General features: G+C 70.3%; 24 protein-coding genes. 6 read left to right on the top strand and 18 right to left on the bottom strand.

Translation table 11 applies throughout. The annotated features are described in order from the left end of the window. Positions 1-2: 2 nt before the first annotated feature. Together lysA and MTF69_RS09555 are read right to left on the bottom strand one after the other, a co-directional pair. Positions 3-1343, bottom strand: a complete 1341-nt coding sequence (lysA, locus tag MTF69_RS09560) for a diaminopimelate decarboxylase (RefSeq protein ID WP_243332521.1) — start codon at positions 1341-1343, stop codon at positions 3-5. Between the two features lie 13 nt (positions 1344-1356). After that, positions 1357-1728 (bottom strand): SAV_915 family protein, encoded by a 372-nt coding sequence (locus tag MTF69_RS09555; protein WP_243332519.1) that lies wholly within the window; start codon positions 1726-1728, stop codon positions 1357-1359. Positions 1729-2121: 393 nt separating this feature from the next. Here MTF69_RS09555 and MTF69_RS09550 point away from each other — a divergent pair, with 393 nt between their 5' ends. After that, positions 2122-3312: a cytochrome P450 gene (locus tag MTF69_RS09550; RefSeq protein ID WP_243332517.1), complete on the top strand. Its 1191-nt coding sequence runs from the start codon at positions 2122-2124 to the stop codon at positions 3310-3312. On the opposite strand, the gene MTF69_RS09545 is transcribed toward MTF69_RS09550, so the two are convergent. From MTF69_RS09545 to MTF69_RS09475, 15 genes are all read right to left on the bottom strand, one after another. Beyond that, the gene (locus tag MTF69_RS09545; RefSeq protein WP_243332516.1) at positions 3273-4133 is read right to left on the bottom strand and encodes an NAD(P)-dependent oxidoreductase; all 861 of its coding nucleotides are present in this window, start codon (positions 4131-4133) and stop codon (positions 3273-3275) included. The genes MTF69_RS09550 and MTF69_RS09545 overlap by 40 nt on opposite strands. Further along, a complete protein-coding gene (locus MTF69_RS09540) occupies positions 4130-5299 on the bottom strand; it encodes a hypothetical protein (protein ID WP_243332514.1) in 1170 nt (389 codons plus the stop codon). Before MTF69_RS09540 ends, MTF69_RS09545 begins: the two co-directional genes overlap by 4 nt. After that, entirely contained in the window at positions 5293-6534 is a 1242-nt protein-coding gene (locus MTF69_RS09535) for a glucarate dehydratase family protein (RefSeq protein ID WP_243332513.1), read from the bottom strand. Before MTF69_RS09535 ends, MTF69_RS09540 begins: the two co-directional genes overlap by 7 nt. A gap of 7 nt (positions 6535-6541) precedes the next feature. Continuing rightward, a complete protein-coding gene (locus MTF69_RS09530) occupies positions 6542-7504 on the bottom strand; it encodes a dihydrodipicolinate synthase family protein (protein WP_308401382.1) in 963 nt (320 codons plus the stop codon). A 32-nt stretch (positions 7505-7536) separates the two neighbouring features. Beyond that, positions 7537-7956, bottom strand: coding sequence for a hypothetical protein (locus MTF69_RS09525; protein ID WP_243332511.1), 420 nt, complete (start codon positions 7954-7956; stop codon positions 7537-7539). A 16-nt stretch (positions 7957-7972) separates the two neighbouring features. Continuing rightward, a complete protein-coding gene (locus MTF69_RS09520) occupies positions 7973-8683 on the bottom strand; it encodes a restriction endonuclease (RefSeq protein WP_243332509.1) in 711 nt (236 codons plus the stop codon). Between the two features lie 36 nt (positions 8684-8719). Next, positions 8720-9400, bottom strand: coding sequence for a restriction endonuclease (locus MTF69_RS09515; RefSeq protein ID WP_243332507.1), 681 nt, complete (start codon positions 9398-9400; stop codon positions 8720-8722). Continuing rightward, complete coding sequence (locus tag MTF69_RS09510) at positions 9400-9612, bottom strand: hypothetical protein (protein ID WP_243332505.1); 213 nt, start codon at positions 9610-9612, stop codon at positions 9400-9402. Before MTF69_RS09510 ends, MTF69_RS09515 begins: the two co-directional genes overlap by 1 nt. A 744-nt stretch (positions 9613-10356) precedes the next feature. Then, the gene (locus MTF69_RS09505) at positions 10357-12717 is read right to left on the bottom strand and encodes a chitinase C-terminal domain-containing protein (protein WP_243332671.1); all 2361 of its coding nucleotides are present in this window, start codon (positions 12715-12717) and stop codon (positions 10357-10359) included. A gap of 277 nt (positions 12718-12994) precedes the next feature. Beyond that, complete coding sequence (locus tag MTF69_RS09500; RefSeq protein ID WP_374322553.1) at positions 12995-14842, bottom strand: glycosyl hydrolase family 18 protein; 1848 nt, start codon at positions 14840-14842, stop codon at positions 12995-12997. A gap of 467 nt (positions 14843-15309) precedes the next feature. Next, positions 15310-16995: a phosphoenolpyruvate--protein phosphotransferase gene (locus MTF69_RS09495; protein WP_243332503.1), complete on the bottom strand. Its 1686-nt coding sequence runs from the start codon at positions 16993-16995 to the stop codon at positions 15310-15312. Further along, positions 16995-17618 (bottom strand): dihydroxyacetone kinase subunit DhaL, encoded by a 624-nt coding sequence (gene dhaL, locus MTF69_RS09490; protein WP_243332501.1) that lies wholly within the window; start codon positions 17616-17618, stop codon positions 16995-16997. Before dhaL ends, MTF69_RS09495 begins: the two co-directional genes overlap by 1 nt. A gap of 106 nt (positions 17619-17724) precedes the next feature. Beyond that, the gene (dhaK, locus tag MTF69_RS09485; RefSeq protein WP_243332499.1) at positions 17725-18723 is read right to left on the bottom strand and encodes a dihydroxyacetone kinase subunit DhaK; all 999 of its coding nucleotides are present in this window, start codon (positions 18721-18723) and stop codon (positions 17725-17727) included. After that, positions 18720-19490 (bottom strand): MIP/aquaporin family protein, encoded by a 771-nt coding sequence (locus MTF69_RS09480; protein ID WP_243332498.1) that lies wholly within the window; start codon positions 19488-19490, stop codon positions 18720-18722. The genes dhaK and MTF69_RS09480 overlap by 4 nt, the downstream gene beginning before the upstream one ends. Before the next feature lie 373 nt (positions 19491-19863). Further along, entirely contained in the window at positions 19864-20640 is a 777-nt protein-coding gene (locus tag MTF69_RS09475; RefSeq protein ID WP_243332496.1) for an IclR family transcriptional regulator, read from the bottom strand. A 57-nt stretch (positions 20641-20697) separates the two neighbouring features. On the opposite strand from MTF69_RS09475, the gene dhaM reads away from it, so the two are divergent. The 5 genes from dhaM to MTF69_RS09450 all read left to right on the top strand — a co-directional run bounded on the left by dhaM (position 20698) and on the right by MTF69_RS09450 (position 23534). Next, on the top strand, positions 20698-21093 hold the full coding sequence (gene dhaM / locus MTF69_RS09470; protein ID WP_243332494.1) for a dihydroxyacetone kinase phosphoryl donor subunit DhaM: 396 nt from the start codon (positions 20698-20700) through the stop codon (positions 21091-21093). After that, entirely contained in the window at positions 21077-21361 is a 285-nt protein-coding gene (locus MTF69_RS09465; protein WP_243332492.1) for an HPr family phosphocarrier protein, read from the top strand. The genes dhaM and MTF69_RS09465 overlap by 17 nt, the downstream gene beginning before the upstream one ends. A 42-nt stretch (positions 21362-21403) precedes the next feature. Continuing rightward, positions 21404-22375, top strand: a complete 972-nt coding sequence (locus MTF69_RS09460) for an aldo/keto reductase (RefSeq protein WP_243332490.1) — start codon at positions 21404-21406, stop codon at positions 22373-22375. A gap of 244 nt (positions 22376-22619) precedes the next feature. Then, the gene (locus MTF69_RS09455) at positions 22620-23153 is read left to right on the top strand and encodes a recombinase family protein (protein ID WP_243332488.1); all 534 of its coding nucleotides are present in this window, start codon (positions 22620-22622) and stop codon (positions 23151-23153) included. 111 nt (positions 23154-23264) lie between these two features. Beyond that, positions 23265-23534 (top strand): hypothetical protein, encoded by a 270-nt coding sequence (locus tag MTF69_RS09450; RefSeq protein ID WP_243332486.1) that lies wholly within the window; start codon positions 23265-23267, stop codon positions 23532-23534. Positions 23535-23551: 17 nt separating this feature from the next. Here the strand turns inward: MTF69_RS09450 and MTF69_RS09445 are convergent, their stop codons facing one another. Continuing rightward, the gene (locus tag MTF69_RS09445) at positions 23552-24031 is read right to left on the bottom strand and encodes a hypothetical protein (protein WP_243332484.1); all 480 of its coding nucleotides are present in this window, start codon (positions 24029-24031) and stop codon (positions 23552-23554) included. Position 24032 lies beyond the last annotated feature (1 nt).

The following is a 24032-nucleotide window of genomic DNA, read 5'->3' as shown; positions in this document are numbered from 1 at the left end:
CGCTAGCCTCCGATGTCGCGCCTGCGGACATCGTCCAGTGTTTCGCGCCGGACGAGCGTCCGGGCCGTGCCTTCGTGGACCGCGATCACCGGGGGCCGACCGACCATGTTGTAGCCGGAGGCCATGGACAGCTGGTACGCGCCCGCCACGGGAACGGCGAGCAGATCTCCGGGGCGGACGTCGCCCGGCAGTTCCACATCGCCGGCGAGGACGTCGCCGGCTTCGCAGTGCCGGCCCACGACGGTCGCCCTGTGCGGGTCGGCCGTCGAGTGGCGGCCGATGAGGCGGGGCGCGTAGCGCGCCCCGTACAGGGCGGGCCTCGGGTTGTCGCTCATGCCGCCGTCGACGGCGACGAAAACGGTCTCGCCCGTGTGCTTGACGGCCAGTACGCGGTACAGGGCGACTCCGGCCGGCCCGACGACGGCACGCCCCGGTTCGATGACGAGCCGGGGCACGGGCAGGCCCGCGGCGGCGCAGGATTCGCCGAGCTCGGCGCGGATCCGGCGGGCGAGCGCGGGGAGATCGAGGGCGGGTTCGCCGGGCCGGTAGGCGATGCCGTGACCGCCGCCCATGTCCAGCTCCGGCAGGACGACCCCGTGCGCGTCACGGACCCGGGCCATCAGCCCGACCATCCGGCGGAGCGCCACCACGTAGGGCTTGACCTCGGTGACCTGCGAGCCGATGTGGCAGTGCAGGCCGGTCAGTTCGAGCTGCGGCCGGCCGAGTACGCGCACGATGGCGTGCTGCGCCGACCCGTCGGCGAGCGAGAGCCCGAACTTCTGGTCCTCCGTACCCGTACGGATCTTGGCGTGGCCCCCGGCCGAGACGCCCGGCACGACGCGCACCAACACCTTCTGACGCCCGTCGGGCCCGACGGCGGCAGCGATCCGGGCTATCTCGGACGGGCTGTCGATGACGATCCGCCCCACACCCAGCCGCAGCGCCGCCTCCAGGTCACGGGGCGACTTCGCGTTGCCGTGGAGCACAATGCGCCCGGCGGGGAAACCGGCCGTCACAGCGAGCTCCAACTCCCCGGCGGAGCACACGTCCAAGCCCAGTCCCTCCTCCTCCACCCAGCGCACCATCGCGCGGGAGAGGAACGCCTTGGCGGCGTAGAGGACGTCGGCCTCGGGGAGGGCGGCGCGGTAGGCGCGGCACCGGTCGCGGACTTCGCCCTCGTCCAGCACGTAGACCGGTGTGCCGAAGCGGTCGGCGATCTCTGCCAGTGACACGCCACCGACGGCCAGGTCGCCGTGCGGCAGCGGGGTGGTGGACGCGGGCCACACGGACAGTTCGCCTTCGCCGGCGGCGGTCACAGCATCGGGGAGGTCGGTGATGGTCATGGTGCGTTCCCCTTCAGGCGGTCCGGGCAGCGACGTCGGGATCCTGCGGCACTGGCGCGGTGACCGGAACGGTCGCCGCCGGGGCGGCCGCAGGAGCGGTCAGCGTCGGATCGACCGTCAGCAGCGACGCTCCGACGGGCCCGGCGATCGCACGGAGCGCGGACGCGGAGAGCCGTATCCAGGGCCGCCCGGCGCCGAGCGTGGCCGCCAGCCGCTCCGCGGTCGTGAAGCCCACGGCGGTACGGGCTCCCAGCGGGGTGCGGAACAGCCGTACCACCACCTCCGCCCTTCCCGGCAGGACCGGTACGTACAGGGGTCCGGCCGGGACGCGTGCTTCAGGCTCCGGCTCCGGCTCCGGGTCGTCGTCGTACTGGAACAAACACATGGGGCCCTCCCAGAGGATCCACGAGTGGCAGGTGAGGCCCCGGATGCGGGGAGGCAGTCCGGGGCACGACACCGAAGCTTCCCCGCTTCCCGCGCCGATGGTCGCCCCATGACGGGACCTTGACGACGGGCGGCCAAGTCCATACGGATCACTGACGGCGCCCCGGCCGCAGGGCATCAGGAATCGTTGCGGCCGGTGAGTCGCCGCGGCCCGCCGCCATCGCCTTCACCGCCCTCTCAGCCCAACGGGCCGTTGCATTCGAGCCCAGCGTCATTGCATCAACTTCACGCAGTTCACCTGCACTTATGCCTCGTGGCGGATTGCGGTCGCCCTGAACGCAACGTAACTTTCGGGTTGTGTCGAACGCGCACTATCGCGAGGTGAGGAATGGCCATGGATGAATCCCTGCACACTGTTACGACGCTGCCGACGGAGCGTCGACCCGGTTGTCCCTTCGATCCGCCGGCCGAGCTGATCGAGGCCCGCGGGCACGGCCCCATAAGCCGCTACACCCATCCCGGCGGGAAATCCGGCTGGATGATCACCGGGTACGACCTGGTCAGGTCGGTCCTGGCCGACCCGCGGTTCAGCTCGCGCAGGGAGCTGCTGAACGTCGTCGACTTCGAGATCCCTGCGGCGCCGCCCGGGGAGTTCCTCCTCATGGACGAACCCCAGCACGGGCGCTACCGGAAGCCGCTGGTGGGCAAGTTCACCGCACGGCGGATGCGACTGCTCACCGAGCGCATCGAGCAGATCACCACCGACTGCCTGGACGCCATGGAGAAGGCCGGGCCGACGGCGGACCTGGTGACCGCGTTCGCCAAGCCCATCCCCACCGTCATCATCTGTGAGCTGCTGGGGGTGCCGTACGAGGACAGGGCCTCCTTCCAGGAGCAGATCGACACGTTCATGGGCGGGGAGACGGGCGAGGAGGAGCTGATAGCGGCCTACACCGCGACCCAGAACTACCTCACGGGGCTGGTGGCCGCGAAGCGCGCGAACCCCACCGACGACGTGCTCAGCGAACTCGCCGACAGTGACCTGACGAACGAGGAGCTGCAGGGGATCAGCCTGATCCTGCTGGCGGCCGGATTCGACACCACCGCGAACATGCTGGCCCTCGGGGCCTTCGCGCTGCTGCAGAACCCGGAACAGCTGGCAGCGCTGCGCGCCGATCCCGCGCTCATCGACCAGGCCGTGGAGGAGCTCCTGCGGTACCTGAGCGTCGCCAAGACGTTCATGCGGACCGCGCTGGAGGACGTCGAGGTGGGCGGCCAGACCATCGAGGCCGGCACCACCGTCGTCCTCTCGTACAACACCGCCAACCGCGACCCCGAGCGCTACGCGGACCCCCACGCGCTCGATCTCCACCGGCAGGAGGGCGGGCACCTGGCCTTCGGCCACGGCATCCACCTGTGCCTGGGTGCGCAGTTGGCCCGTATCGAGATGCGCGTCGCGTTCTCCGCGCTGCTGGCTCGCTTCCCCACACTGCGCCTGGCCGTACCGGCCGAAGACGTTGCCCTGCGCCCGGAGACCGCGGACATCTACGGGGTGAAGAGCCTCCCGGTCACTTGGGGCGCGTGACCGCGAGCCGGTGACGGGCGGTGATGCGGGTCGGTCAGGGTGAAGGAGCCGCCGACGTAGCGCGCGTCCACGTGGTCCGGACCCGGGTCGCCGTGCGCGGCGAGCAGCGCCTGCGCGTACACCTCCGCGTCGTCCCGGGGCTCGTAGCCCAGGGCCCGCGCCGCCGCGAGGTCCCACCAGGCGCGGGTGTTGGCACTGATTCCGTTCACCACGGTGTGGCCGACCCCGGGCGCGGTCAGCGCGGCGTGGACCAGGCGGGCGCAGTCGGCGGGGCTGAGCCAGGTGGCCAGCATCCGCACCGTTCGGGGCTCGGCGAAGCAGGACCCGATCCGGATCGAGACGGTCTCCACCCCGTACTTGTCGGCGTAGAGGGAGGCGAGGTTCTCCCCGAAGGCCTTCGACAGGCCGTAGTACGTGTCCGGCCGGGTGGGGATCGCGCTCCCTATCGGGGCCTCCCCGCCGAGCGGCACGTACCCGACGGCGTGGTTGCTGCTGGCGAACACGACCCGGCGCACGCCTTCCGTGCGTACCGCCTCGTACAGGTGGTACGTCCCGCGGACATTGGCTTCGAGGACGGCCTCGAAGCGGTCCTCCAGGGAGATCCCGCCGAGGTGCACGACCGCGTCGACCCCCCGGACCGCGGCGCGCACCGCGTCCGCGTCGGCCAGGTCGAAGACCAGGGACCCGGCGCCGTCGGGCCCCTCGACCGGCTTCAGGTCGGCGAGGCGCAGCGTGTACCCGTAGCCGGGCAGGCTCGTGCGCAGGAAGGTGCCGATGCCACCCGCGGCGCCGGTGAGGAGGAGGGTGCGGGGCTGGTTCACGAGCGGAACTCCTTTGCCAGATCGGCCAGTAGCGGCAGCCGCCCTGCGGGCAGCAGACCGAGGTGGTACAGGCTCAGCCGGCTCGCCCCGGCGGCACGCAGCCGCCGTACGTGGCCGGGTAGCAGGGCGGGGTCGGCCGGCGGCAGGGCGGTGACGTACGCGCCCACCGCCGGCCCGCGCCCGGCGGCCCGGCGGACCAGTTCCGCGGTCGCGGGCCCGGTGGGCCAGCACGGCACCAGCAGGGAGTCCACCTCCGCGGCGGCCCGGTCCGTGAGGCCCGGCGAGGGGCCGGTCGCCCAGGGGTCGGGGTGCGCGTGCAAGGTGACGGACGCCTCGGGGAGGGCCTCGCGTACGGCGGCCAGGACCGCCCCGCGCAGCGCGTCCGCCGCCGCGTGCCGGAGCCGCAGCAGTACGTCCGCCACCTCCCGTGGGAGCCCGGGCCCGTCCGTGCGCGCCGCCTGGCGCAGCAGGACGAGCACCTCGTCCGCGTCCAGGCCGGACTGCCGCCATCCCTCCCGGCACGCGCCGCAGCAGCACACGGACAGGGCCCGCAGCACCGCCGCCGGGTAGGCGCCGTCGGTCTTCTCGTGGCACCCCGCGTGCGCCGCCCCGAGCTGTCCGGCGGACTCCAGCGATACCGCCTGCACGGCGCCCGGCGGCAGCCCGTGCAGGGCCTCGGCCGCGAGGGTCGCGCAGAACTCCCGCACCTCCCGGTGCCCGGGGCACAGGGCGTAGGGGTAGGACTCACCGAAGCAGTTGGTGACGGCGAGGGAGGGGTGCAGGATGCCGAGCCGGCTGTTGTGGGCGAGCACCAGCCACGCGCTGACCGGGACGCCCTCGGCGGCCAGGGCGGCGACGGCGGCCCCGGCCGGATCGGGTCCGTCCACCCAGTCGGCCCCCGCCGGCACGAGCCGCCGTCCGCTCCACGGCCCGGGCCGGACCGGCCGGTAGAGGGCCGCGTGGCGGGCGTGCACGAAGCGGCGCCCGGGGTGGAGGGGGGTGGCGGCCCGGGTGGAGTGGTAGGTCACCGCCAGCGTCACGGAGTCGATCCCGGCGGCCCTCACCCGGTCGGCGAAGGCGGGGTCGCCCAGGACGTCCCAGGGGTAGGCGTGAGCCGATACCGTCGGGCTGCCCGCGTTCACCGTCGGGCTGTCCGCGTTCACCATCGGGGGCGCCTCTTCTCGTAGGAGGGGTCGAAGGTCCGCATGTACGCGGTGTCGTCGCGCTCCCGGATGCCGCAGCGCAGGTAGTTCTCGTGCAGCCGGGCCAAGGCGTCGGGATCCAGCCGCACCCCGAGGCCCGGCCGGTCGGGGACCGCCACCGAGCCTCCCGCGATCTCCAGCGGCTCGGCGAGCACGTCCACCCCGCACTGCCAGGGGGTGTGGGTGTCCGCCGCGTAGGCCAACTCCGGTATCGAGGCGCCGAGATGCGTCATGGCGGCCAGGCTGATGCCGAGGTGACTGTTGGAGTGCATGGACACCCCCACGCCGAACATCCCGCAGACCGCGGCCAGTTCGACCGACCTGCGGAGCCCGCCCCAGTAGTGGTGGTCGGCCAGCACCACGCCGACCGCACGCCGACCGAAGCCCTCCGGGATGTCGTCCGGCCCCACCACGACCATGTTGGTGGCCAGCGGCATGGACGCCGAGCGGGCCACCTCCGCCATGCCGGGGATCCCGGGCGTCGGATCCTCCAGGTACTCCAGGAGACCGGCGGTCTCAGCGGCCACCTTCACGGAAGTCTCCACGCCCCAGGCCTGGTTGGGATCAAGTCGCAGTGGGTGCTCCGGGAAGGCGTCCCGCAGGGCCCGGACCGCCTCGATCTCCTCGCCCGGCGGCCGTACCCCGCCCTTGAGCTTGATCGAGCGGAACCCGTACGTCTCCACCATGGCTCGGGCCTGCGCGACGATGCCGTCCGGGTCGAGTGCCTGCCCATACGGATCGGAGCCGGCCCATTTGTAGAAGAGGTACGCCGCGTACGGCACCCGGTCCCGCACCCGGCCGCCCAGCAGATCGACGACCGGCCGCCCGGCGAGCTGTCCCTGGAGGTCCAGGCAGGCCACCTCGAAGGGGCTGAGCACCCGCAGGGTGGTCTTGCGCGGGCTGGACCCGCCGGTCAGCCCGTGCCGGTCCGGGGTGTCGGCATCGCCCAGGACGGCCCGGATGCGGCGCAGCAGCCCGTGGGTGTCGTACGGGTCCAGCCCCACCAGGGCCGGGCCCGCCGCCCGGAGCAGGGCGAGGTGCGGCGCGTCCCCGTAGGTCTCGCCGAGCCCGACCAGGCCGTCCCCGCAGCGCAGCTCCACGATCGCCCGCAGCGCCCACGGCTGGTGCACCCCGGCGGAGTTGAGCAGCGGCGGGTCGGGGAACGCCACCGGGGTGATGACGACCTCCTCGATCCGCATCACACCGTCAGCCCGGCGAGCGCGGCCCGGCCCCGGGCGATGATGCCGGCCAGCTGCCGCTCGTGCTCGGGGGAGGCGTCCACGAGCGGCGGCCGGACGGGTCCCACGGCCAGCCCGGCCAGCCGGGCACCCGCCTTGACCAGGGCGACCGCGTAGCCGGGGGCGGCGTCGCGCAGGGCGACGAAGGGCAGGTAGAACTCGGCGAGCAGCACCCGCACCGCCTCGGAGTCGCCGGCGCGCACCGCGAGGTGGAAGGCGGTGGCGATGTCGGGGCGAAGCAGAGGACGGCCGAGGAGTAGCACTCCACGCCGATGGCCGCGTACGCCTGGACGGACAGCTCCGCCGTGGGCAGCCCGTTGAGGAAGCCGAACTCGGCGGCGCGCGGGTGGCCGCTGCTGCGGATGGCCGTGACCAGCCGGAGCATGGCGTCCACATCGCCCCGGCCGTCCTTGATCCCGGTGACGGTGGGGATGTCGAGCAGGGCCAGGGCGGCGGCCTCGTCGAGGACGGCGTTGGCCCGCTGGTAGACGGTGATCGGCAGTTCGGTGCCGGAGGCGACGTAGCGGATGTGGCCGACGAGGCCGGCGGGCGTCGAGGAGATGAGGTACGGCGGCAGCAACAGCAGCCCGTCGGCCCCGCATTCGGCGGCGGTCACGGCGAACTCGCGGGCCATCCGCGGCCCGCCGCCGCAGCCGGCCACGACCGGCAGCCGGCCGTCGGCCACCCGTACGGCGGTGGCGATCACCTCGCGGTACTCGTCGGGTGACAGCGCGGTGAACTCGCCGGTGCCGCAGGCCACGAAGAGGCCGGCGGGCCCGGCGGCGATCTGCTGCTCCAGGTGTTCGGCGAAGACGGCCAGGTCGACCTTGTCGTCGTGGTCGTCGTGGCTGGAGCGCTTGTGGTGCTCGTCGTGCTCGTCGATGTCGGTGAACGGGGTCAGCGGAAAGGACAACAGCCCGTGCAGGCGCATGAGTTCCCCTTGGGGGTGAGTGGGAGGGCGTGTCAGCCCTTGACGGCGCCGGAGGTCAGGCCGCGCATGAACTGCCGTTGCATGACGACGAAGGCGATGACGCTGGGCAGCAGGGCGAGCAGCGCGGAGGCGAGCAGTACGCCCACGCCGACCTGTTCGTCGGCGCGCAGGGTGCGCAGTGCGAGCGGCAGGGTGAACTGCCGGGCGTCGGTGGCGACGAGCAGCGGGAACAGGTTTGTTTCCGCACAGACCGTGTCCCCCGCAGGTCGTGTCGCTTTGCGGAGCGGATCCCGCTTGGGGCGGTGTCCCGTTGCATCGGCGCATCGTGATGCTTTCTCCGTCCGGCCTTGTGAGGAAGCACACAAGGCCGGACGGGTGTTGGTCGAGTCGACGTGGGCGGACCGGGAGGGGGTCCGGGGCTCACGGGTGCGCCGGGGCCCTGCAGGCGGCATGGTGTTCGGGCTGGCGTCACTGTGCTGAGCTCGAGATACCCAGCACCTCGTATAGGTGCTGGCCGTGAGCCCACCTCTTCAGCTCTGGTCGGCCCATGAGGATGAGGTCATGGTGCGCGGCGAAGTCGATCGCGGGCTGGGTGAAGCCGTTGAGGCCGATCATGATCGGGACGTCTGCTCCATGATGTGGGCGTGCCGTTCCGTTGTACTTCTGCACGTGACCTGAGCCGACCGGGTTCTGATACTGCTTGCATTGCAGGATCAGGAGGCGGTCGTCGTGGTCACGGGCGGTGACGTCCACACCGAGGTCGCCGGCGCCGCCCACCCGCAGTGTGCGGCGGAACCCGTCCCGGACCAGGAGATCGGCGCACGCCTGCTCGAAGCCCGTCGGACTCATGGCGGCAAGCTGCTTCATCTTGAAGGTCGGCACGTCCGGGTCGGTCGAATCGTCCGGCGAAGCAGCGAAGTTTTCGTCCGGACCGATGTAGGTGGCGGCGCCGAATAGGAGAGAAAGGATCTTTCCGAGCAGGAGAATCACGGGCAGCGCGGTGGCGGTGATGAGACCGGTCCACCACGGGTGATCAGCGGCCAGGCCCCACAGGTCCACGGTCCACTGGATGACGTCGTTCGTGAGCCACTCCCACACCATCTTGCCGATGGCCAGGGCAAGGACGGTGTACAGCAGGACCTTCAGCAGCGGGTCGAGTGACCCGTCTTCGTCGAACACCGCACCTCCGGGACGATGATGATGGGGAAGTGCCTGTTACGCGGCGCGCTTGAGCCGGGCGCGGCGGGAGCGTGCGGACAGTCCGAGGAGCTCGTGCAGCGGGGTGCCGTTCTCCGCCCAGCGCCCGAGTCGGTCCCGGTCGACCCAGTGGACGTTGTGCCGGTCGCCCCAGGCCATGGCGTCCCGGGTGAAGGTGCCGTTGGTGACGACGACGGCGTGGTCGGCCCGGTGGGCCGGTCCTGCAGTTCCCTTCACCCCGTACATGACGGAGGACCCCACCTTCCCGCCTACCCGGGTGTGCTTGGCCTGGACGACGATCCGCCCACGGTGGGTGTGCTCGCCGATGACGTCGGCGGCCTGGTCACCGCCGCCGCCCACGCGGCGTGCCGGCCAGCCGTCGCGGACGAGCAGGTCCCGCAGCGCATGCTCGAACTGCCGGTCGTCCAGGGCATCGATCTCGGCCAGAGTGATCCGCAGCGCAGCCAGCCTCTCGGCGTCACGCCGCCGACCGCGCACGGCACGCGCCATCCGCCAGGCCCCGATGACCCCCGCCAGCAGGACAAGAACCAGGAGGAACGGCCATCCATCCCTGAGTGCTCCGACGGCCGCGACGGCCATCCGAACGGCCAGGACCAGCGCCGCCAGGGCCACGACCGCGGCCGAGAGGACCTCGGGCGCGCCGTGAGGACGCCGAAGGCGCAATCGCTTACGTCCCATCAGCGGGCGGCCGGAGCGGAGACAGCCGGCTGCGGTTGCGTGGGCGGGTTCGTGGTGGAGGCCTCGCCGAACCCGAACACCTGCCCCCATAACCAGATGCCGGCCGCAAGACCGGCGATCATCCAGCCGCTCATCCGCTTCGCGCTGCCCGGCTTCGGATTGCGGCGGATGTGCCGGCTTACGTAGTGGAACCCGTCCGGCGCCTTCGACATGACGTCCCCTCCCGTCGGCGAGCCGCGGTTGCGGCCCGTCCCTACTCATTGATGTAGCAGTGGCCACTGACAGAAACTGATGGATCATCACGAGAGCGATCTGGGCCAGGCCGTCATCAAGCCAGCTCCATTGCACTGCCTGGCTGCCCATATGACTCGAAGCCTGGGCTGCTGACCTCGGGATATGGGCCTCGGGCTCCTACGCGGCCACTGAGCCCCACCCGTCGCAGCCCTGGCAGATTCACCGAGCGGGTGTCTCTCACCTGCGGCGAGCGGCTGAAGTCGCCTCCGGGCGTACCGCGATGGTGAATGGCGAAAAGAAGCAGGAGCGCGCTCGTCGCTCTTGTACGCCGGTGCCGCCCCCTGGGGCCGGGGTTCTTCGCGGCCTTCCGGGGGGCGCCGTTGCACGTGAACGGTGCACCCCGGGAACCGGGGCGCTGGATCTATGGCTACTGGGATGACAAGGGCGGCCTCGTCAGCCAGGTTTTGATCAGCGAGGCTGGCATGGACCAGCAGATGCGGACCGAGGGCTTCGGCGATCGCCTCGGCGAGCTCGTCGACCGTCTGGACTGCGTACCGGGCCGGGGTAATCCAGATCCGCGGCTCCGCATGGGATCCAGAAGTTCGGTGCAATGCAGTTCCGCGAGTACACCGCGCAATGGAATCCGACCATTCACTGAGCGCGGGTCTGGCCTGCATCCCACGGGATGCAGGCCAGACGCTTCCGGGGTGATGCGTGTGGGATCAGCAGGGTCCGTTGTCGGTCCAGACTCCGTCCGGGCCGCTGGCGGAGGGGTCCTCGTTCAGGCTCCACCACTTGTTCGTGTAGGTGCGGCCCTTCCAGGAGACCTGGAAGCCCGCGGTCGGGTAGATGGTGTCGGCCTTCCAGCTCGGCGCGGTGCAGGTGCCGGGCGTTGAGGAAGGGGAAGATGACGGCGAGCTGGACGGGCTGCCGCTCGGAGACGGGGAGGATGACGGTGAGCTGGAGGGACTCCCGGTCGGGGACGGGGACGGAGTGCTGCCGGCCGTCGTGCCGCGGGTCAGGTCGCCAGTCAGGCCGTACAGGATGTCTCCGACGGTGACCGTCCAGTTGGCCGGGGTCGACACGGGCTGGTAGTAGGTGAAGTCGATGTCCACCGACTCGCCGGGGGCCAGGGCCTGCCAGGACGGCAGTTTGACCGAGACGCGGTTGTAGGTGCCCTTGAGGCCGCCGATGTTGTTGGCGGCGGTGTGGTCCTGTCGGATCACCTTGAGGCCGAAGCCCGACTGGTCCTTGGCGTTGCCGGGGGCCGAGTTGGCGTAGTCGAACTGGAACTCGCTGCCGCCCGGCAGGCTCACCGTCGAGTTGTTGACGATGTGGATCTTGGGGTTGATGGGGTAGTTGGAGTCGCCCAGGGCGAAGCCGGTGAACGTCACCTCGATCGGGAGGGTCTGCTGCGGCAGCGCGATGGTCGATCGGGTCGCGTTGTACGCCGTGGCGTTCTTGAACTTGTCGTACATCAAAGCGGTCAGGGTGGAGCCGGAGACGTACTGGCCGCTGCCCCCGTTGGCGGTGGCGTCCCAGCGGTAGTCGCCCGCGAGCTCCCAGATCATGGTGCCGCCGGCGCCCTGGTCAATGACGTAGTCGGCCTTGGCGGCCACGGACTGCTCGTCCTCGGTGGAGAGGAACACCTTCTTGGTGTCGTTCCACAGCCACGGCGCGACCAGGGTCGAGTCGTACTTGCGGGCGTAGGTGCCGGTCAGCGTGGTGTTCGCGGGGAAGCCGTACTGGGTGACGTAGTCGCCGACGATCCCCTTCTCCAGGTTCTTGGCGTGCCACATCGGGTTGGAGCCCGCCGGGGACTCGTTGCCGTTGTCGTCCTTGTCGTGCCAGAGGTTGTCGATGCCCGAGGCGCCGTCGCCGCAGCTGGTCAGGCCGGAGCCGGCCGGACAGGTATTGGTCGAGGACGTGCCCCACAGGCCGTCGGTGCCGCCCTGCACGTTCTTGAAGCCGCGGGTGTAGTAGGGCAGGCCGATGTTGATGCGCCCGCCCGGCATCGCTCCGCGGAAGTAGTGGTAGGCCCAGTCGGTGTTGAGGTAGCCGATGCCGCCGTACTGCTCCGTGCCGTACACGTTGGCGGCCGTAAGCTCGGCGTCCTTGCCGTCGTCGAAGAGCGAGGCGTTCGGGCCCACGTACTTGTTCCAGGCGCCGTGCAGGTCGTAGGACATGATGTTGACGTAGTCCAGGTACTGGGTGACCTGGAAGGTCTCCATGCCGCGCAGCAGGTAGCCGGAGGACGGCGAGGCGATCGACAGCAGGTAGTGCTTGCCGTCGGCGGCGCCGGCCCGGTCCAGCTTCTCGCGCAGGGTCTTCATCAGGGCGGCGTATCCCTTGACCAGTGAGCCGCGCTTGTCGTTGGCGATCGACCAGTCGAGCGGATTGCCGGCGTCCTTCATCGAGGTCGGGTACTCGTAGTCGACGTCTACGCCGTTGAAGCCGTACTTCTTGACGAAGGCGACGGCGGAGTCCGAGAAGGTGTCGATGCCGGCCTGGTTGACGGTCCCGTCCGCGTTGACGGTCATCGAGTAGAAGCCGCCCGAGTTGACGCGCGTGCCGTCGTCGCCGAAGTAGCCGCCGGTCTCGGCCCAACCACCCACCGAGATCATGGTTTTGACGTCCGGGTGCTGCTTCTTGTACTTGCTCAGCAGGTTGAAGTGACCCTTGTAGGAGTAGTCCGGGTCCATTTCCGCCCCGGTGACACCGGGGAAGGTCATCCCGGTTGCGGCGTTGTCAGGGCCGTCCGTACCGACCGAGAGCTTGTTGTCGGAACCGACGTGAGCGAAGGCGTAGTTGAGGTGGGTGACCTTGTCCCAGGGGATGTTGTTCACCAGGTAGGCCGGGGTGCCGTCCTTGCCGGTGCGCCAGCCGGTGAAGTAGCCGATGACGCGGCGCTGGTGGTCGGCGCCCATCTTCTCGCGGCCCTCGGTGTCGTAGACCGAGCAGTACGGGACGTCCACGCCGGGCGTGGTGTACATGCCGTCGGGGCGGCACGACTGGTGGTCGGCGGGAGCCGCGGCCTGCGAGGGCGCGACGCCGAGGGTGGCGGCGACCAGCAGTCCGGCCATCGCGGCCGCCGCGCCGCCGGCGGTGAAGGCCACCCGGCTGCCGGACGCCTGACGGCCGGCGGCGGTGGGGCGCTGCGCGACCTTGGATCGGATCAACACTCGTTCCTCCAGGAGGGAGCGTCGGCGCACGCGGGATCGGTGCGCGAGGGGGGACGGGAGCGGCTTGAGGGGGTCCGGGTGAGACGGTGCCCCGGGACCGCGTGGCCCCGAGGCACCGGGCCGAACCGGCAGCGACGGCCCTTGGGCAGGGCGGGCGGACCGTCGCTGCCGGGATCGGCTACTTCAGACCGCTGTCGATGGCTCCGACCAGCTCACCGTCGCTGGTGTCGCCGCTGAACTCCCAGAAGAACGCTCCTCGCAGCTTCTGGTCCTTGGCCCAGCCCATCTTGGACGTGACGGTCTCCGGGGTGTCGTAGCTCCACCAGTCGGTGCCGCAGTGGGCGTAGGCGGTGCCGGCGATCGTGCCGGTGGCCGGGCAGGAGGCCTTGAGGACCTTGTAGTCCTCGATCCCCTTCTCGTAGGTGCCTTCGGCGGCTCCGGTGGCGGTTCCGCCGGGGGCGGCCTGAGTGACGCCGGTCCAGCCGCGGCCGTAGAAGCCGATGCCCAGGAGGAGCTTGTCGGCCGGGACGCCCTTCGCCTTGTACTTGGCGATCGCGTCGGCGGAGTCGTAGCCGGCCTTGGGGATGCCGTCGTAGGCGGTGAGCGGGGAGTGCGGGGCGGTGGGGCCCTTGTCCGCCCAGGATCCGAAGAAGTCGTAGGTCATGACGTTGAACCAGTCCATGTACTGCGCGGCGCCCGCGTAGTCGGCCTTGTCGATGTTGCCGCCCTCGGAGGCGTCGGCGGTGACGGCCGCGGTGAGCAGGTTGCTCGTACCGAACTTCGCGCGCATGGCCTTCATCATGGCCTTGAAGGTGTCCGGGCCGCTGGTGTCGCAGGTCAGGCCGCAGGCGTTGGGGTACTCCCAGTCGAGGTCGATGCCGTCGAAGACACCGGCCCAGCGCGGGTCCTCCACCAGGTCGTAACAGGACTGTGCGAAGGCGTCCGGGTTCTCCACTGCCTTGCCGAAGCCTCCGGACCAGGTCCAGCCACCGAAGGACCACAGCACCTTGAGGTCCGGGTAGGCCTTCTTCAGCTTGAGCAGTTGGTTGAAGCTGCCGCGCACCGGCTGGTCCCAGACGTCGGCGACCCCGTCGACGGACTCCTCGGCCGTGTAGGACCGCTCGTAGTCGGCGTAGGAATCACCGGCGACGCACTTGCCGTCCTTGACGTTGCCGAAGGCGTAGTTGATGTGGGTGATCTTGCCGGCGGAGCCGGACGTCTTCAGGTTCTTCACGTGGTAGTTGCGCCCGTAGACGCCCCAGTTCGCGAAGTACCCCAGCTTGACGGTGGAGCTGGGGACCGGTGTCGTGGAGTCGCCGGTGGTGCGTACGGAACGTGCCTCGCTGGCGGGCCCGGTCTGGTCGGCGGTGTCGCGGGCCTTGACCGTGTACGAGTAGTCGGTGCCGGCGGTGAGGCCGGTGTCGGCGTAGGCCGGGTCGGTGACGGTGGCGACCTTGGTGCCGTCGCGCAGGACGTCGTAGTTTTTGATGCCGTTGTCGTCGGTGGCGGCGGCCCAGGACAGCTTCACCGAAGTGTCGGTGATGTCGGAGGCGCTCGGGGTTCCGGGGGCGGAGGGGGCATTGTCGGCGGGGGTGCTGGTGCCGTCGCAGGAGCCGCCGTTGAGCTTGCAGCCGCTGGGTGAGCCGGTGCCGGTGCCGTTGAAGCCGAAGGTGACGGAGGCGCCGGGGGCGAGGCTTCCGTTCCAGCCCTTGTCCTTGGCTGTCCAGTGGTTGCCGGAGCTGGTGACGACGGCGTCCCAGGCGGAGGTGACGGTGGTGCCGGAGGGGAAGTCCCACTCGACGGTCCATGAGGTCAGGGCGGTGGTTCCGGTGTTCTTCACCGTCCACTTGCCCTCGAAGCCGGAGCCCCAGTCGGAGGGCTTGCTGAAGGTGGCGGTCGCCGAGGTGGCGGCCTCCGCGGGGGCCGCGAGACCGACCATGGCGGCCAGCGGAAGCAGCAGCGCGGTCAGACCTGCGACGGTCCTGGATCTGAACCGGCTGCGTTTCGGGGTGGGTTGGGTGTTCAACGGTGCTCCTCAAGGTGCGGACGGGCAACTCATGGGGGTGGTCCGTGATGCGCACTGTGCGGCGTTTGCCGATGGCGCTGCGGCGAGACTAGAAAGGTCTGGACCAATCAGTCAAGAGGTCCAGACCATTAACAGAATGTCTTACTCCGCAGCGATCAACTGACCGATGTTCAGGGCTACTTGAGGTGTCAGCGGGTAGGCGAGTCAGTGCAATGCGCAGCCGTGTGAATGCGCTGAAACCCTGTTGCGGGTGGTGATCCGCGACAGGGTTTCGGGGCAAGGGCGAGCCGGCGGCGTGCCCGTCTGAGGTAGCAAGGGGCCGGCGGTGAACCGGCCCGCGGACACGCGTCAGTGTCCGCGGGCCACAATGGCGGCGGATAGGGCCGCGAAAGGTGTGCGGCGCTGGACGGGTGACCCGTACCGCCTGAAGCGCCCGCGAATGCGTGGCAGGGGCCCTACGGCACGGTTCAGGGCAATGAGGGAAGGCAGTGCTGTCGTACGAGCTCCCACACGTCCTCGGCGCTCTCCCGGGACAGGGCGGTGGCGGCCACGTCGGCGCAGGTCTGATGGCTGAGACGGCGGATGCGGGCCCGGACCTCGTCGAGGACCGCGGGCGAGACGGAGAGTGAGTCGCAGCCGAGCCCGACGAGGAGCGGGGTCACCAGGGGGTGCGCGGCGGCGTCACCACACACCGAGACGTGGCGATGATGGCGTCGTGCCGCCGTGACGACCTGCGCGATGGCGCGGAGCACGGCGGGGTGGGCGGCGAGGGCCGGGGTGGCGGCCGGGTCGCGACGGTCCATGCCGAGGATCTGACTGGTGAGGTCGTTGCTGCCGATGGAGAGGAACGAGGCCTCGCGGGCAAGGTCATCGACCGCGGCGACCGCTTCCGGGAGCTCGACCATGACGCCCAGGGGCGGCGCGAACACCCCCAGCTCGTCGGCGGCCGCGGCGAGCAGCCGTCGGCAGGCGCGGAACTCGTGGACGTCGGCGACCATCGGGATCATGATGCGCAGATCGGTACCGCTGCCCGAGGCCAGCAGGCTGCGGAACTGATCGGCAAAGGCCTCCGGCTCGGCGAGCATGTACGGAAGGCCCCGCCCCAGCCGCTGCTCCCCGTTGCCGTCGGCCAGGAAGGGGGGCAGCTTGTCGTCCGCGAAGTCCAGCGTGCGCGCGACGACCACTTGCCCCTCGAGTGCGCGCAGCACCGGACCGATCGCGGCGGCGTGCTGACTTCGGGTCGGCCAGGTACGGGCGTTGAGGAACGGCAGTTCGGTGCGGAGGAGGCCCACACCTTCGGCGTTGGCCTCCAGCGCCCTGCGCGTCTCGGTGGGCGTGGCCACGTTGGCGCGCAGGGTGACTCTCTGTCCGTCGAGCGTCTCGGCGGGCAGGTGCCGCTCCTTGGCGAGCGTTGCCCGCAGGCTCCGTGCCGCGTCCATGGCTGCCAGTGCTGCCGCGCGTTCTTGCTCGTCGGGGTGGGTGACCGCCGCGGCGCCCTCGGTGTCCAGCAGCACCTCCTGGCCGTCGGGCAGCTCCAGGAACCTCGGGTCGACGGCCAGGAGGAGGGGGATCCCCAGTGAGCGGGCGATGATCGCGGCGTGCGAGTTGGGGCCGCCCGTGACGGAGACGGCGGCGATCACGGTCTGTCCGGGTTCGAGCAGGTCCGCCGCGCCTATCTCGTGGGCGGCCAGAACGAGCGGCTGGTCCGGCAGGGGGCCGGTGTCGCCGTGCAGGTGGGCCAGGACCCGGCGGCCGACCTGGCGCACGTCGGCCGCACGTTCCGCGAGCGTGGGATCGTCGAGCGAGCCGATGACCGCGGCGTAGGTGTCGATGGCCTGGCGGACGGCCACGGAGGAGGGCAGCCCCTGACGGGTCCGCTCGACCGCCTGCCCCCGCAGGTCCTCGTCGAGTGCGATGTAGCCGTTGACCTCCATGATGTCGGCCTGCTCGTCCTTGCCCTGCTCGCGCAGGGTGGTGGACAGTGCGATCAGCTGGCCGGCGACGGCGTCGAAGGCGCCGGTCACCTCCTGGACGGGGTCGCCGGCGCTGCGGCGCGGCAGCACCACGGTGGCGAGCGGGCGGTCCGTACGGTGCAGGACGCCCAGAGCGGTGCCGCCGGAGGCGGGGTGGCCGGAGTAACTGCGGCGTATCATCAGGGCGTTACCGTTTCGGCCAGGGCGCGGAAGATCAGCGCGGTGGAGGTGGCACCGGGGTCCTGGTGGCCGATGCTGCGGGCGCCGAGGTAGGAGGCGCGTCCCTTGCGGGCCTGCATGGGCGTGGTGGCCTGCATGCCTTCCTCGGCGGCAGCAGCAGCCGCGAGGGCGGCCGCGGCGAAGTCACCGCCGGCTTGGACCGTCTGCCGGAACGCGGCCAGCGCGGGTGTGTAGGCGTCGATCATGGTCTTGTCCCCGGGCGCCGCCGCACCGAGTTTCCGTACGCTGTCCAGGCCGGCCTCAAGGGCTCCCGCGAACGCTTCCGCCTCGACGGTCGGCGTGTCGAGGGCTTTGCCGATGGCGCGGAACGCGCTGCCGTAGAGCGGGCCGGAGGCGCCTCCGACGCTGGAGATGAGGGTGGTGCCGGTCTTGACCAGCACGTCACCCACCGTGCCCGGCTCGAAATCGGCCAGGGCTTTGGTGGCGGCGGAGAACCCGCGCTGCATGTTGACGCCGTGGTCGGCATCACCGATGGCCGAGTCGAGCTGGGTCAGATGGTCCTGCTGCTTCTCCACAGCGGAGGCGATCGCCTGCACCCAGGTGCGGGCAAGGTCGATGTCCACGGAATTCTCCGTTCTCGGGGGCGCGCCGGTCGAGGTAGGGGGGCGTTTCTTTGCGGGCTGATGGGGGGCGGGTCCGAACCCCTCACGTGGTCGGACCCGCCCGGTTCTAGATGCCCCAGCGCAGGGCGGGGGTACTGACGGGTGCGTCCCACAGGGCCAGCATGGCGGGATCGGACTTGCACACCGTGATGGAAACACCGGCCATGTCGAGACTGGTGATGTAGTTTCCGACCAGGCTGCGGGCGATGACGATGCCCTTTGCGCGGAGGGCGGCGGCGACGTCGTTGAAGACGACGTACAGCTCCAGCAGGGGTGTGGCGCCCAGGCCGTTGACCATGACGATGGTCCCGTCCCCGTCCGCTAGCGGCATGTCGTCGAGGATTGCGGCCAGGGCGGTCGCCACGATCTCGCTGGCCGGCCGGATCTTCTCCCTGCTGCGTCCGGGCTCGCCGTGGATGCCGACCCCAACCTCGATCTCGTCCTCGGGCAGGTCGAAGCCGGGCTTGCCGGAGGCGGGGGTGCTGCAGGCGGTCAGGGCGACGGCGAACGAGCGGGATGAGGCGTTCACGTGCCGGGCCGTCTCCGCGACGGAAGCGAGGTCGGCTCCCTGCTCGGCAAGAGCCCCGGCGATCTTCTCGACGAAGACGGTGGCGCCGGTCCCGCGGCGTCCCGCCGTCCAGGTGGAGTCCTTGACGGCCACGTCGTCGTCGACCAGGACGGTCTCGACCAGGACGCCTTCCTCGGTGGCCAGTTCGGCGGCCATCTGGAAGTTGAGGACGTCTCCGGTGTAGTTCTTCACGATGAAGAGCACGCCCGCACCACCGTCCACGGCCTGGGCGGCGTTCAGCATCTGACCGGGGACGGGCGAGGTGAACACCTCCCCCGGGCAGGCCGCGTCCAGCATTCCGAATCCGACGAAGCCGCCGTGGAGCGGTTCGTGCCCGGAGCCGCCGCCGGAGAGGAGCGCGACCTTGCCGAGCCGCATCCCGCCCGCGCGGCGGATCACCTTGTTCTCCGCGTCGACCTCCAGTGAAGGATGGGCGGCGGCCATGCCGGCCAGGGCCTCGGCCAGCACCGCCTCGGGAGCATTGATGAGCTTCTTCATGACAGGACTCCTTCAGCGGCCGGGGCCGGCTGGGCCGGCACCTCGGCCGGTGCGGTCTTGGAACGGTGGGTGTTCAGGAAGGCGTAGAGGAACCCGGCCGCGACCGCACCGGCGATCTCGGCGATCACGTAGACGGGCAGCTGGTCCCAGTGGATCTGTGCCCCGAACACCTGGCCCGTGACCATGGGCCCGATGACACGGGCAGGGTTGATCGCGGCAGCCGTGGCGGGCGCGATCGGAATGATGATGGCGAACACGGCCAGACCGATGGCAAGACCGGCGAAACCGCCGGCCGACCGTCTGTCGATGGCGCCGAACACCACGAAGGCCAGGATGAACGTGCCGACTGCTTCGGCGAAGAAGCCCTGCCCGGTACTCGTCTGGGCGCCGAAGGAGGCAATGCCCAGGCCGACGTCCACGGCCTCACGGCCCAGCACACCGACGATCGCCAGGGATCCCAGTACCGCGCCGGCCACCTGGGCGGCGATGTAGCCGGGGACGTTCCGCCAGGGCATCTTCTTGGTGACGGCCAGTGCCAGGGTGATCGCCGGATTGATCTGACAGCCTGAGATGTGGCCGATCGCGTAGACCAGGGCGATGACGACCGTGGCAAACGCCAGCGAGATCATTCCGAGGTCGGCCATGGTGAAGGGAGCCTCACCGCCGATGATGAGAGTCGCGGGAACCGAGCCGACGCCGATGAACACCAGCATCGCGGTGCCCAGCATTTCGGCGAGAAGCTTTTGGGGGTAAGTGTTCTCTTCCATGATGGCGCCCAGCGCCGAACGGCGCGTTGGGCGTCTCACCTCCTCCGCGCGGAGCGGGAATCAAGGGGAGGTGGCCGCCAGGCTGGGGGGAGGTCGGGGTCACCAGCCTGGCGGCCGGCTCAGGGGGAACCGGAAGGAGCTTCCGGGAATCGACGTTCATCATTGATGAACGTTGTTCGGAAGTTAAGCCCACGTTTCGGGCCTGTCAAGAGGCCCGGGACCACTCTCCGCACCGGGCAAGAGAAAAACCCGCCCAGGGCGGCCCGACGCCTGGAACAAGGCGTGCGAGGGCTTCCTGGACGGGTCTCGGTCGGTTGCGGGCGGGGTAAGGAGCGTCGAGCGGGTACGCGGTGCGAACCGGAGCGCCAAAAGGTCAGGCGCTCGCGCGCCGGGCAGTCCCCCTGGGCGCACCCAGGTCCCGGGAGAGGTTGCGGGCGGTCTCGCGGACCGCGACCGCCAGTTCCTCGCGCGCCGGTTCCGCCAGCAGCCGCTCGACGGGACCCACGATCCCGATGGCGCCCACGACCTCGCCCGAGCGGTCGAAGACCGGGGAGGCGATGCCCGCGTCCCCGATGGCGGACTCCTGGTCCTCCAGCGCGTAGCCCGTCCTGTGGACCTCGTCCAACTGGTCCGCAAGCTGCTGCTGGTCGCCGACGCTCGCACCGGTGAGCACGGCGAGCTCCCCGGCGAGCAGGTGCTCGCGCACGGCCGGCGGCACCCAGGCCACGATGGCCTTGCCCAGGGCGCAGGTGCTCCACGGGATGGTGGCGCCCACCTCGAGGATCTGCACGGCACCTTCCGGACGGAAGGCGTGGTGCACCACCAGGACGTGGTCGTCGGTGAGCACGGCCACCCACACCGCTTCACCGGTTCGGATGGCGAGCTGGTCCGCCCAGGTCAGCGAGCGGGTGCGCAGCTCCTGGGTGTCCAGATAGGCATTGCCCAGCCGGACGAGGGCCGGGCCGAGCTGGTACTTGGAGGAGTCCTTGTCCTGGACCACCATCCCTTCGGCCTCCAGCGTGCGGAGCAGGCCGTGGACGGTGGGCTTGGAGACGCCCAGGCGGTCGGCCAGCTCGGTCACACCCAGCCGGGGCCCCGTGGTCGCGAGCTCCCGCAAGATGCGGGCCGCCCGCTGTACCGCCTGAACCATAAGTTACTCCTCGTTCAGCATTGCTGAATCGCGTTTCGAGAATTAGTGTCATTGTTCATGAGCACCACACCTGTCGGCATCGTACTCGTCTCACACAGCGCCGAGCTCGCGGCGGGCCTTCGCCTACTGCTCGGGCAGCTCGGCTCGGATGACGTCCCCATCGCCACCGCCGGAGGCACCGAGGATGGCCGGATCGGCACCAGCTACGACCTGGTCCTCGCCGCGATCCAGGAAGCGGACCGCGGAGCGGGCGTCGTCGTACTCCCCGACCTCGGCAGTTCCGTCCTCACCACCAAGACCGTCCTGGAAGACCACCCCCGCACCGACGTACTTATCGTCGACGCGCCCTTCGTCGAGGGAGCCGTCGCGGCCGTGGTCACCGCCGCGTCCGGGGGCGACCTGGAGACGGTTTCCAATGCAGCCAAGGAGGCTCGCCATGCAGTCAAGTTCTGAGACCACTGCCCCGACGAACCACGAGATCGCCGTCGTCCTGCCCGCCAACCTGCACGCCCGCCCCGCGGGCAAGCTCGCCCGGGCGGCCGCGGGCTTCGCCAGCTCCGTACGACTCGATTACGGCGACAGGACGGTCAACCCGACCGGCGTCCTCGCCGTGATGGGCCTCGGCGCCACCGCTGGAAGCACCGTGACCGTGCGCGCCGAGGGCCCCGACGCGCACGAGGCCGTCACCGCGCTGGCCGACATCCTCGCCAACGCCGAATAGCACCACGCCCAGCCCGCCACCCCACCGGAAGAGCCGCCGGTCATGCCCGTACCTCCCGCACGCCCCCAGTCGCCGGTCGAACGGATGGGGCTGGGCCTGGCCGCAGTCGGCCGGCCCGGCTACATCACCCTCGGACGCGAACGCGACCTGCCGGCCGCACGCACCTTCGCCACGATGCGCCGGCGCACGTACGAGCTCCTCGACCTGGCCCACGCCCGCGGGATCCGCTACGTCGACACCGCCCGCTCCTACGGCCACGCCGAGGAGTTCCTCTCCAACTGGCTCGCCAGCCGCAGGCCCTCGCGGAGCCTGCTCGTGGCCAGCAAGTGGGGCTACGCCTACACCGGATCGTGGAACACCCACGCCCCGGTCCCCGAGGTCAAGGACCACAGCGTCCGCTCCTACGACCGGCAGGTCGCCGAGACCCGGTCGTGGCTCGGTAGCCGCCTGGACCTCTACCAGGTCCACTCGGTCACCCCCGACAGCCCGGCCCTCACCGATACGGCCCTGCATCGCCGGCTCGCCGCGCTCGCGACCGCGGGCGTCACCGTGGGCCTGACGACGAGCGGCCCCGGCCAGCGCGACGCCATCCGCGCCGCCCTGGATCTCACCGTCGACGGCCGACCGCTCTTCCGCAGCGTGCAGGCGACCTGGAACCTACTGGAGACCTCCGCCGGGCCGGCCCTGGCCGAAGCTCACGAAGCCGGTCTGACCGTCATCGTCAAGGAGGCCCTTGCCAACGGCCGCCTGGCCCAGCCGCGGCCCGTCCATCCGGTCCTCGCATCGCTCACGGAGGCGACGAACGCTCCGTGCGACGCCGTCGCCCTGGCCGCGGCACTCCACCAGCCCTGGGCCCGCATCGTCCTCTCCGGGGCCGCCACGACCCACCACCTCACCGCCAACCTGCTGGCAACCGAGCTGAGTCTCAGTCCCGACCAGCTCACCCAGCTCTCGGGCATGGCCGAGACCCCTCAGACCTACTGGTCCCACAGGTCCCGGCTTCCCTGGAACTAGCCGGCACAGCGGTCACCGGCGCCGATGGAAACCCAGGGTAGGTACCGACGATCGCGCCGTTTCACACACGCCATCGCTTGCCGCCGCAACCCTCATGACGTCAGGCAGGTCACTGACAGGACTCCAGGAATCCGACGAATGGTTCAGTCCAATGAACAGTCAGATCCCCCTCCGATGGATCACGGCCGAAACCGCTGCCACAGCAACTGCGAACTCGCGTACAGGAGGAATCACAAACCGCCCCGTGCCCCCTCAAGGACACACGCTCCCGACCCACACCCGCACCGCCAAGCCGACCACCGTGAAAGAAGACCGGACATGCGGGGGTACTGCGGTCTACCTTCGCTGCTACCCCTACGACAGCGCGCACATGGCGCCGCACCTGCACGCACTCAAGGCACACGCCGACCGACTCGTCCTCCCCGCCCCCGCGGTATTCCTGGACAACGGCGTCTCCTCCCGGACCGTACAGCCCCAGCTTCGACTGCTCCTCGCGCGCGCAGCACAGGGCCACATCGAGACAGTGCTGGTCCCCGGATCGTGGGTCTTCTCGCTCAACGACCGAGCAGCAGACGCCGTCATCGACTTCCTCCATGGAGCCGGGACCCAAGTCGTTCAGCTGCCGAGCCGCAGGGACATCTGGTGGCCCCAGCCCCAGCTCGTGGCCGCCTGGGACAGCTCGCGCCCGGTTTCAACACAACCTTCTCGGTCCCTGAAGCTGGTCCAGCTCGGCACCTCCGATGCCGGCACCCGATGGCGGAACCGCTACCAGACCTGACGAACGTTCACCACAGACCAGCCCTGGGCCAGCACTGGTCCTGGCAAGGCTGACCCCACCCGGTCGTCACTGACTCGGACTCTGCGTATCGACGGACGACCGGATCGGGAGTTGTTCTCGAACACCCCGGTCGGGTGGGGACAGTCCAGCTACCAGGTCCCGCAAGACCTTGCCCCCTCGACCAAGCAGGCCCTGCTCCAGGACTCGGCAGGAAACTCGGCCCTGAGCGACCTGTTCAGCCTTCAGTGGCACCGGGGCAGGCAGCGGAGGTCGGCACTGGGGTTCAACGCCGGGTGCCCGCACCGCTTCCAGACGGGCTGCACCAGCTCGATGCGGCTCTACCGGGAGGTGTCCGCCATCGGCCGGGCGGCGAGCTGCTGATCTGCGAGCTCTGAATTTCACCTGAGGTCTCCGCGGGCAGCAGGAAGGCGGCGGACGTTACCGAGGGCGGCCGCCTGTTCCCTCAGCCGCGTGATCTCGGCGTGCTGGGCCGCGAGTCGCGAGAGGGCGATCGTCTTGAACGCGTTGAGCTCCGCCAGGGTGTCGTCCCGTTTGGTGACCCGATCCTTGAGATCGGCGACCTGGGCCTTGAGCCGTTCGATCTGCGCGGCCCGTGGGTCGACGATCTCGCCGACCTCCCGCAGAGAGGCAAGTCGCCGTTCGAACTCCTCGGCGAGGTGCTGGTACGGGCCAGGCCGCGGAGAGTCGTCCCGGGTCTTCTTTGGGTAGAAGCCGGTGCGGGATACCCCGGACAAGATGGCCAGGGTCTTGATGTCGCACTTCCTGCCTTCGGGCACGTCGCCCGCCAGGAGCCGCTCCATGACGGCGCGGATCGCTGCTTCGTTGCTCTGGCGGGTCTCATCGGTGATGCGGGCCATG

It is taken from the genome of Streptomyces sp. AP-93 (assembly GCF_022808175.1).
In the GTDB taxonomy this organism is placed as follows: domain Bacteria; phylum Actinomycetota; class Actinomycetes; order Streptomycetales; family Streptomycetaceae; genus Streptomyces.
The sequence above is the reverse complement of the archived record's forward strand: the minus strand, read 5'-3'. Positions and strand labels throughout refer to the sequence as shown.

Coding starts and splice junctions, on each gene's coding strand:
- MTF69_RS09505 (WP_243332671.1), bottom strand. CDS start 12,717: ATGGCCGGACTGCTGGTCGCCGCCACCCTCGGCGTCGCGCCCTCGCAG.
- MTF69_RS09535 (WP_243332513.1), bottom strand. CDS start 6,534: ATGCGGATCGAGGAGGTCGTCATCACCCCGGTGGCGTTCCCCGACCCG.
- MTF69_RS09495 (WP_243332503.1), bottom strand. CDS start 16,995: ATGATACGCCGCAGTTACTCCGGCCACCCCGCCTCCGGCGGCACCGCT.
- MTF69_RS09530 (WP_308401382.1), bottom strand. CDS start 7,504: ATGCGCCTGCACGGGCTGTTGTCCTTTCCGCTGACCCCGTTCACCGAC.
- MTF69_RS09460 (WP_243332490.1), top strand. CDS start 21,404: ATGCCCGTACCTCCCGCACGCCCCCAGTCGCCGGTCGAACGGATGGGG.
- MTF69_RS09525 (WP_243332511.1), bottom strand. CDS start 7,956: ATGCCGCCTGCAGGGCCCCGGCGCACCCGTGAGCCCCGGACCCCCTCC.
- MTF69_RS09510 (WP_243332505.1), bottom strand. CDS start 9,612: ATGTCGAAGGCGCCGGACGGGTTCCACTACGTAAGCCGGCACATCCGC.
- lysA (WP_243332521.1), bottom strand. CDS start 1,343: ATGACCATCACCGACCTCCCCGATGCTGTGACCGCCGCCGGCGAAGGC.
- MTF69_RS09550 (WP_243332517.1), top strand. CDS start 2,122: ATGGATGAATCCCTGCACACTGTTACGACGCTGCCGACGGAGCGTCGA.
- MTF69_RS09445 (WP_243332484.1), bottom strand. CDS start 24,031: ATGGCCCGCATCACCGATGAGACCCGCCAGAGCAACGAAGCAGCGATC.
- dhaM (WP_243332494.1), top strand. CDS start 20,698: ATGAGCACCACACCTGTCGGCATCGTACTCGTCTCACACAGCGCCGAG.
- MTF69_RS09540 (WP_243332514.1), bottom strand. CDS start 5,299: ATGGTGAACGCGGACAGCCCGACGGTGAACGCGGGCAGCCCGACGGTA.
- MTF69_RS09515 (WP_243332507.1), bottom strand. CDS start 9,400: ATGGGACGTAAGCGATTGCGCCTTCGGCGTCCTCACGGCGCGCCCGAG.
- MTF69_RS09475 (WP_243332496.1), bottom strand. CDS start 20,640: ATGGTTCAGGCGGTACAGCGGGCGGCCCGCATCTTGCGGGAGCTCGCG.
- dhaK (WP_243332499.1), bottom strand. CDS start 18,723: ATGAAGAAGCTCATCAATGCTCCCGAGGCGGTGCTGGCCGAGGCCCTG.
- MTF69_RS09465 (WP_243332492.1), top strand. CDS start 21,077: ATGCAGTCAAGTTCTGAGACCACTGCCCCGACGAACCACGAGATCGCC.
- MTF69_RS09555 (WP_243332519.1), bottom strand. CDS start 1,728: ATGTGTTTGTTCCAGTACGACGACGACCCGGAGCCGGAGCCGGAGCCT.
- MTF69_RS09480 (WP_243332498.1), bottom strand. CDS start 19,490: ATGGAAGAGAACACTTACCCCCAAAAGCTTCTCGCCGAAATGCTGGGC.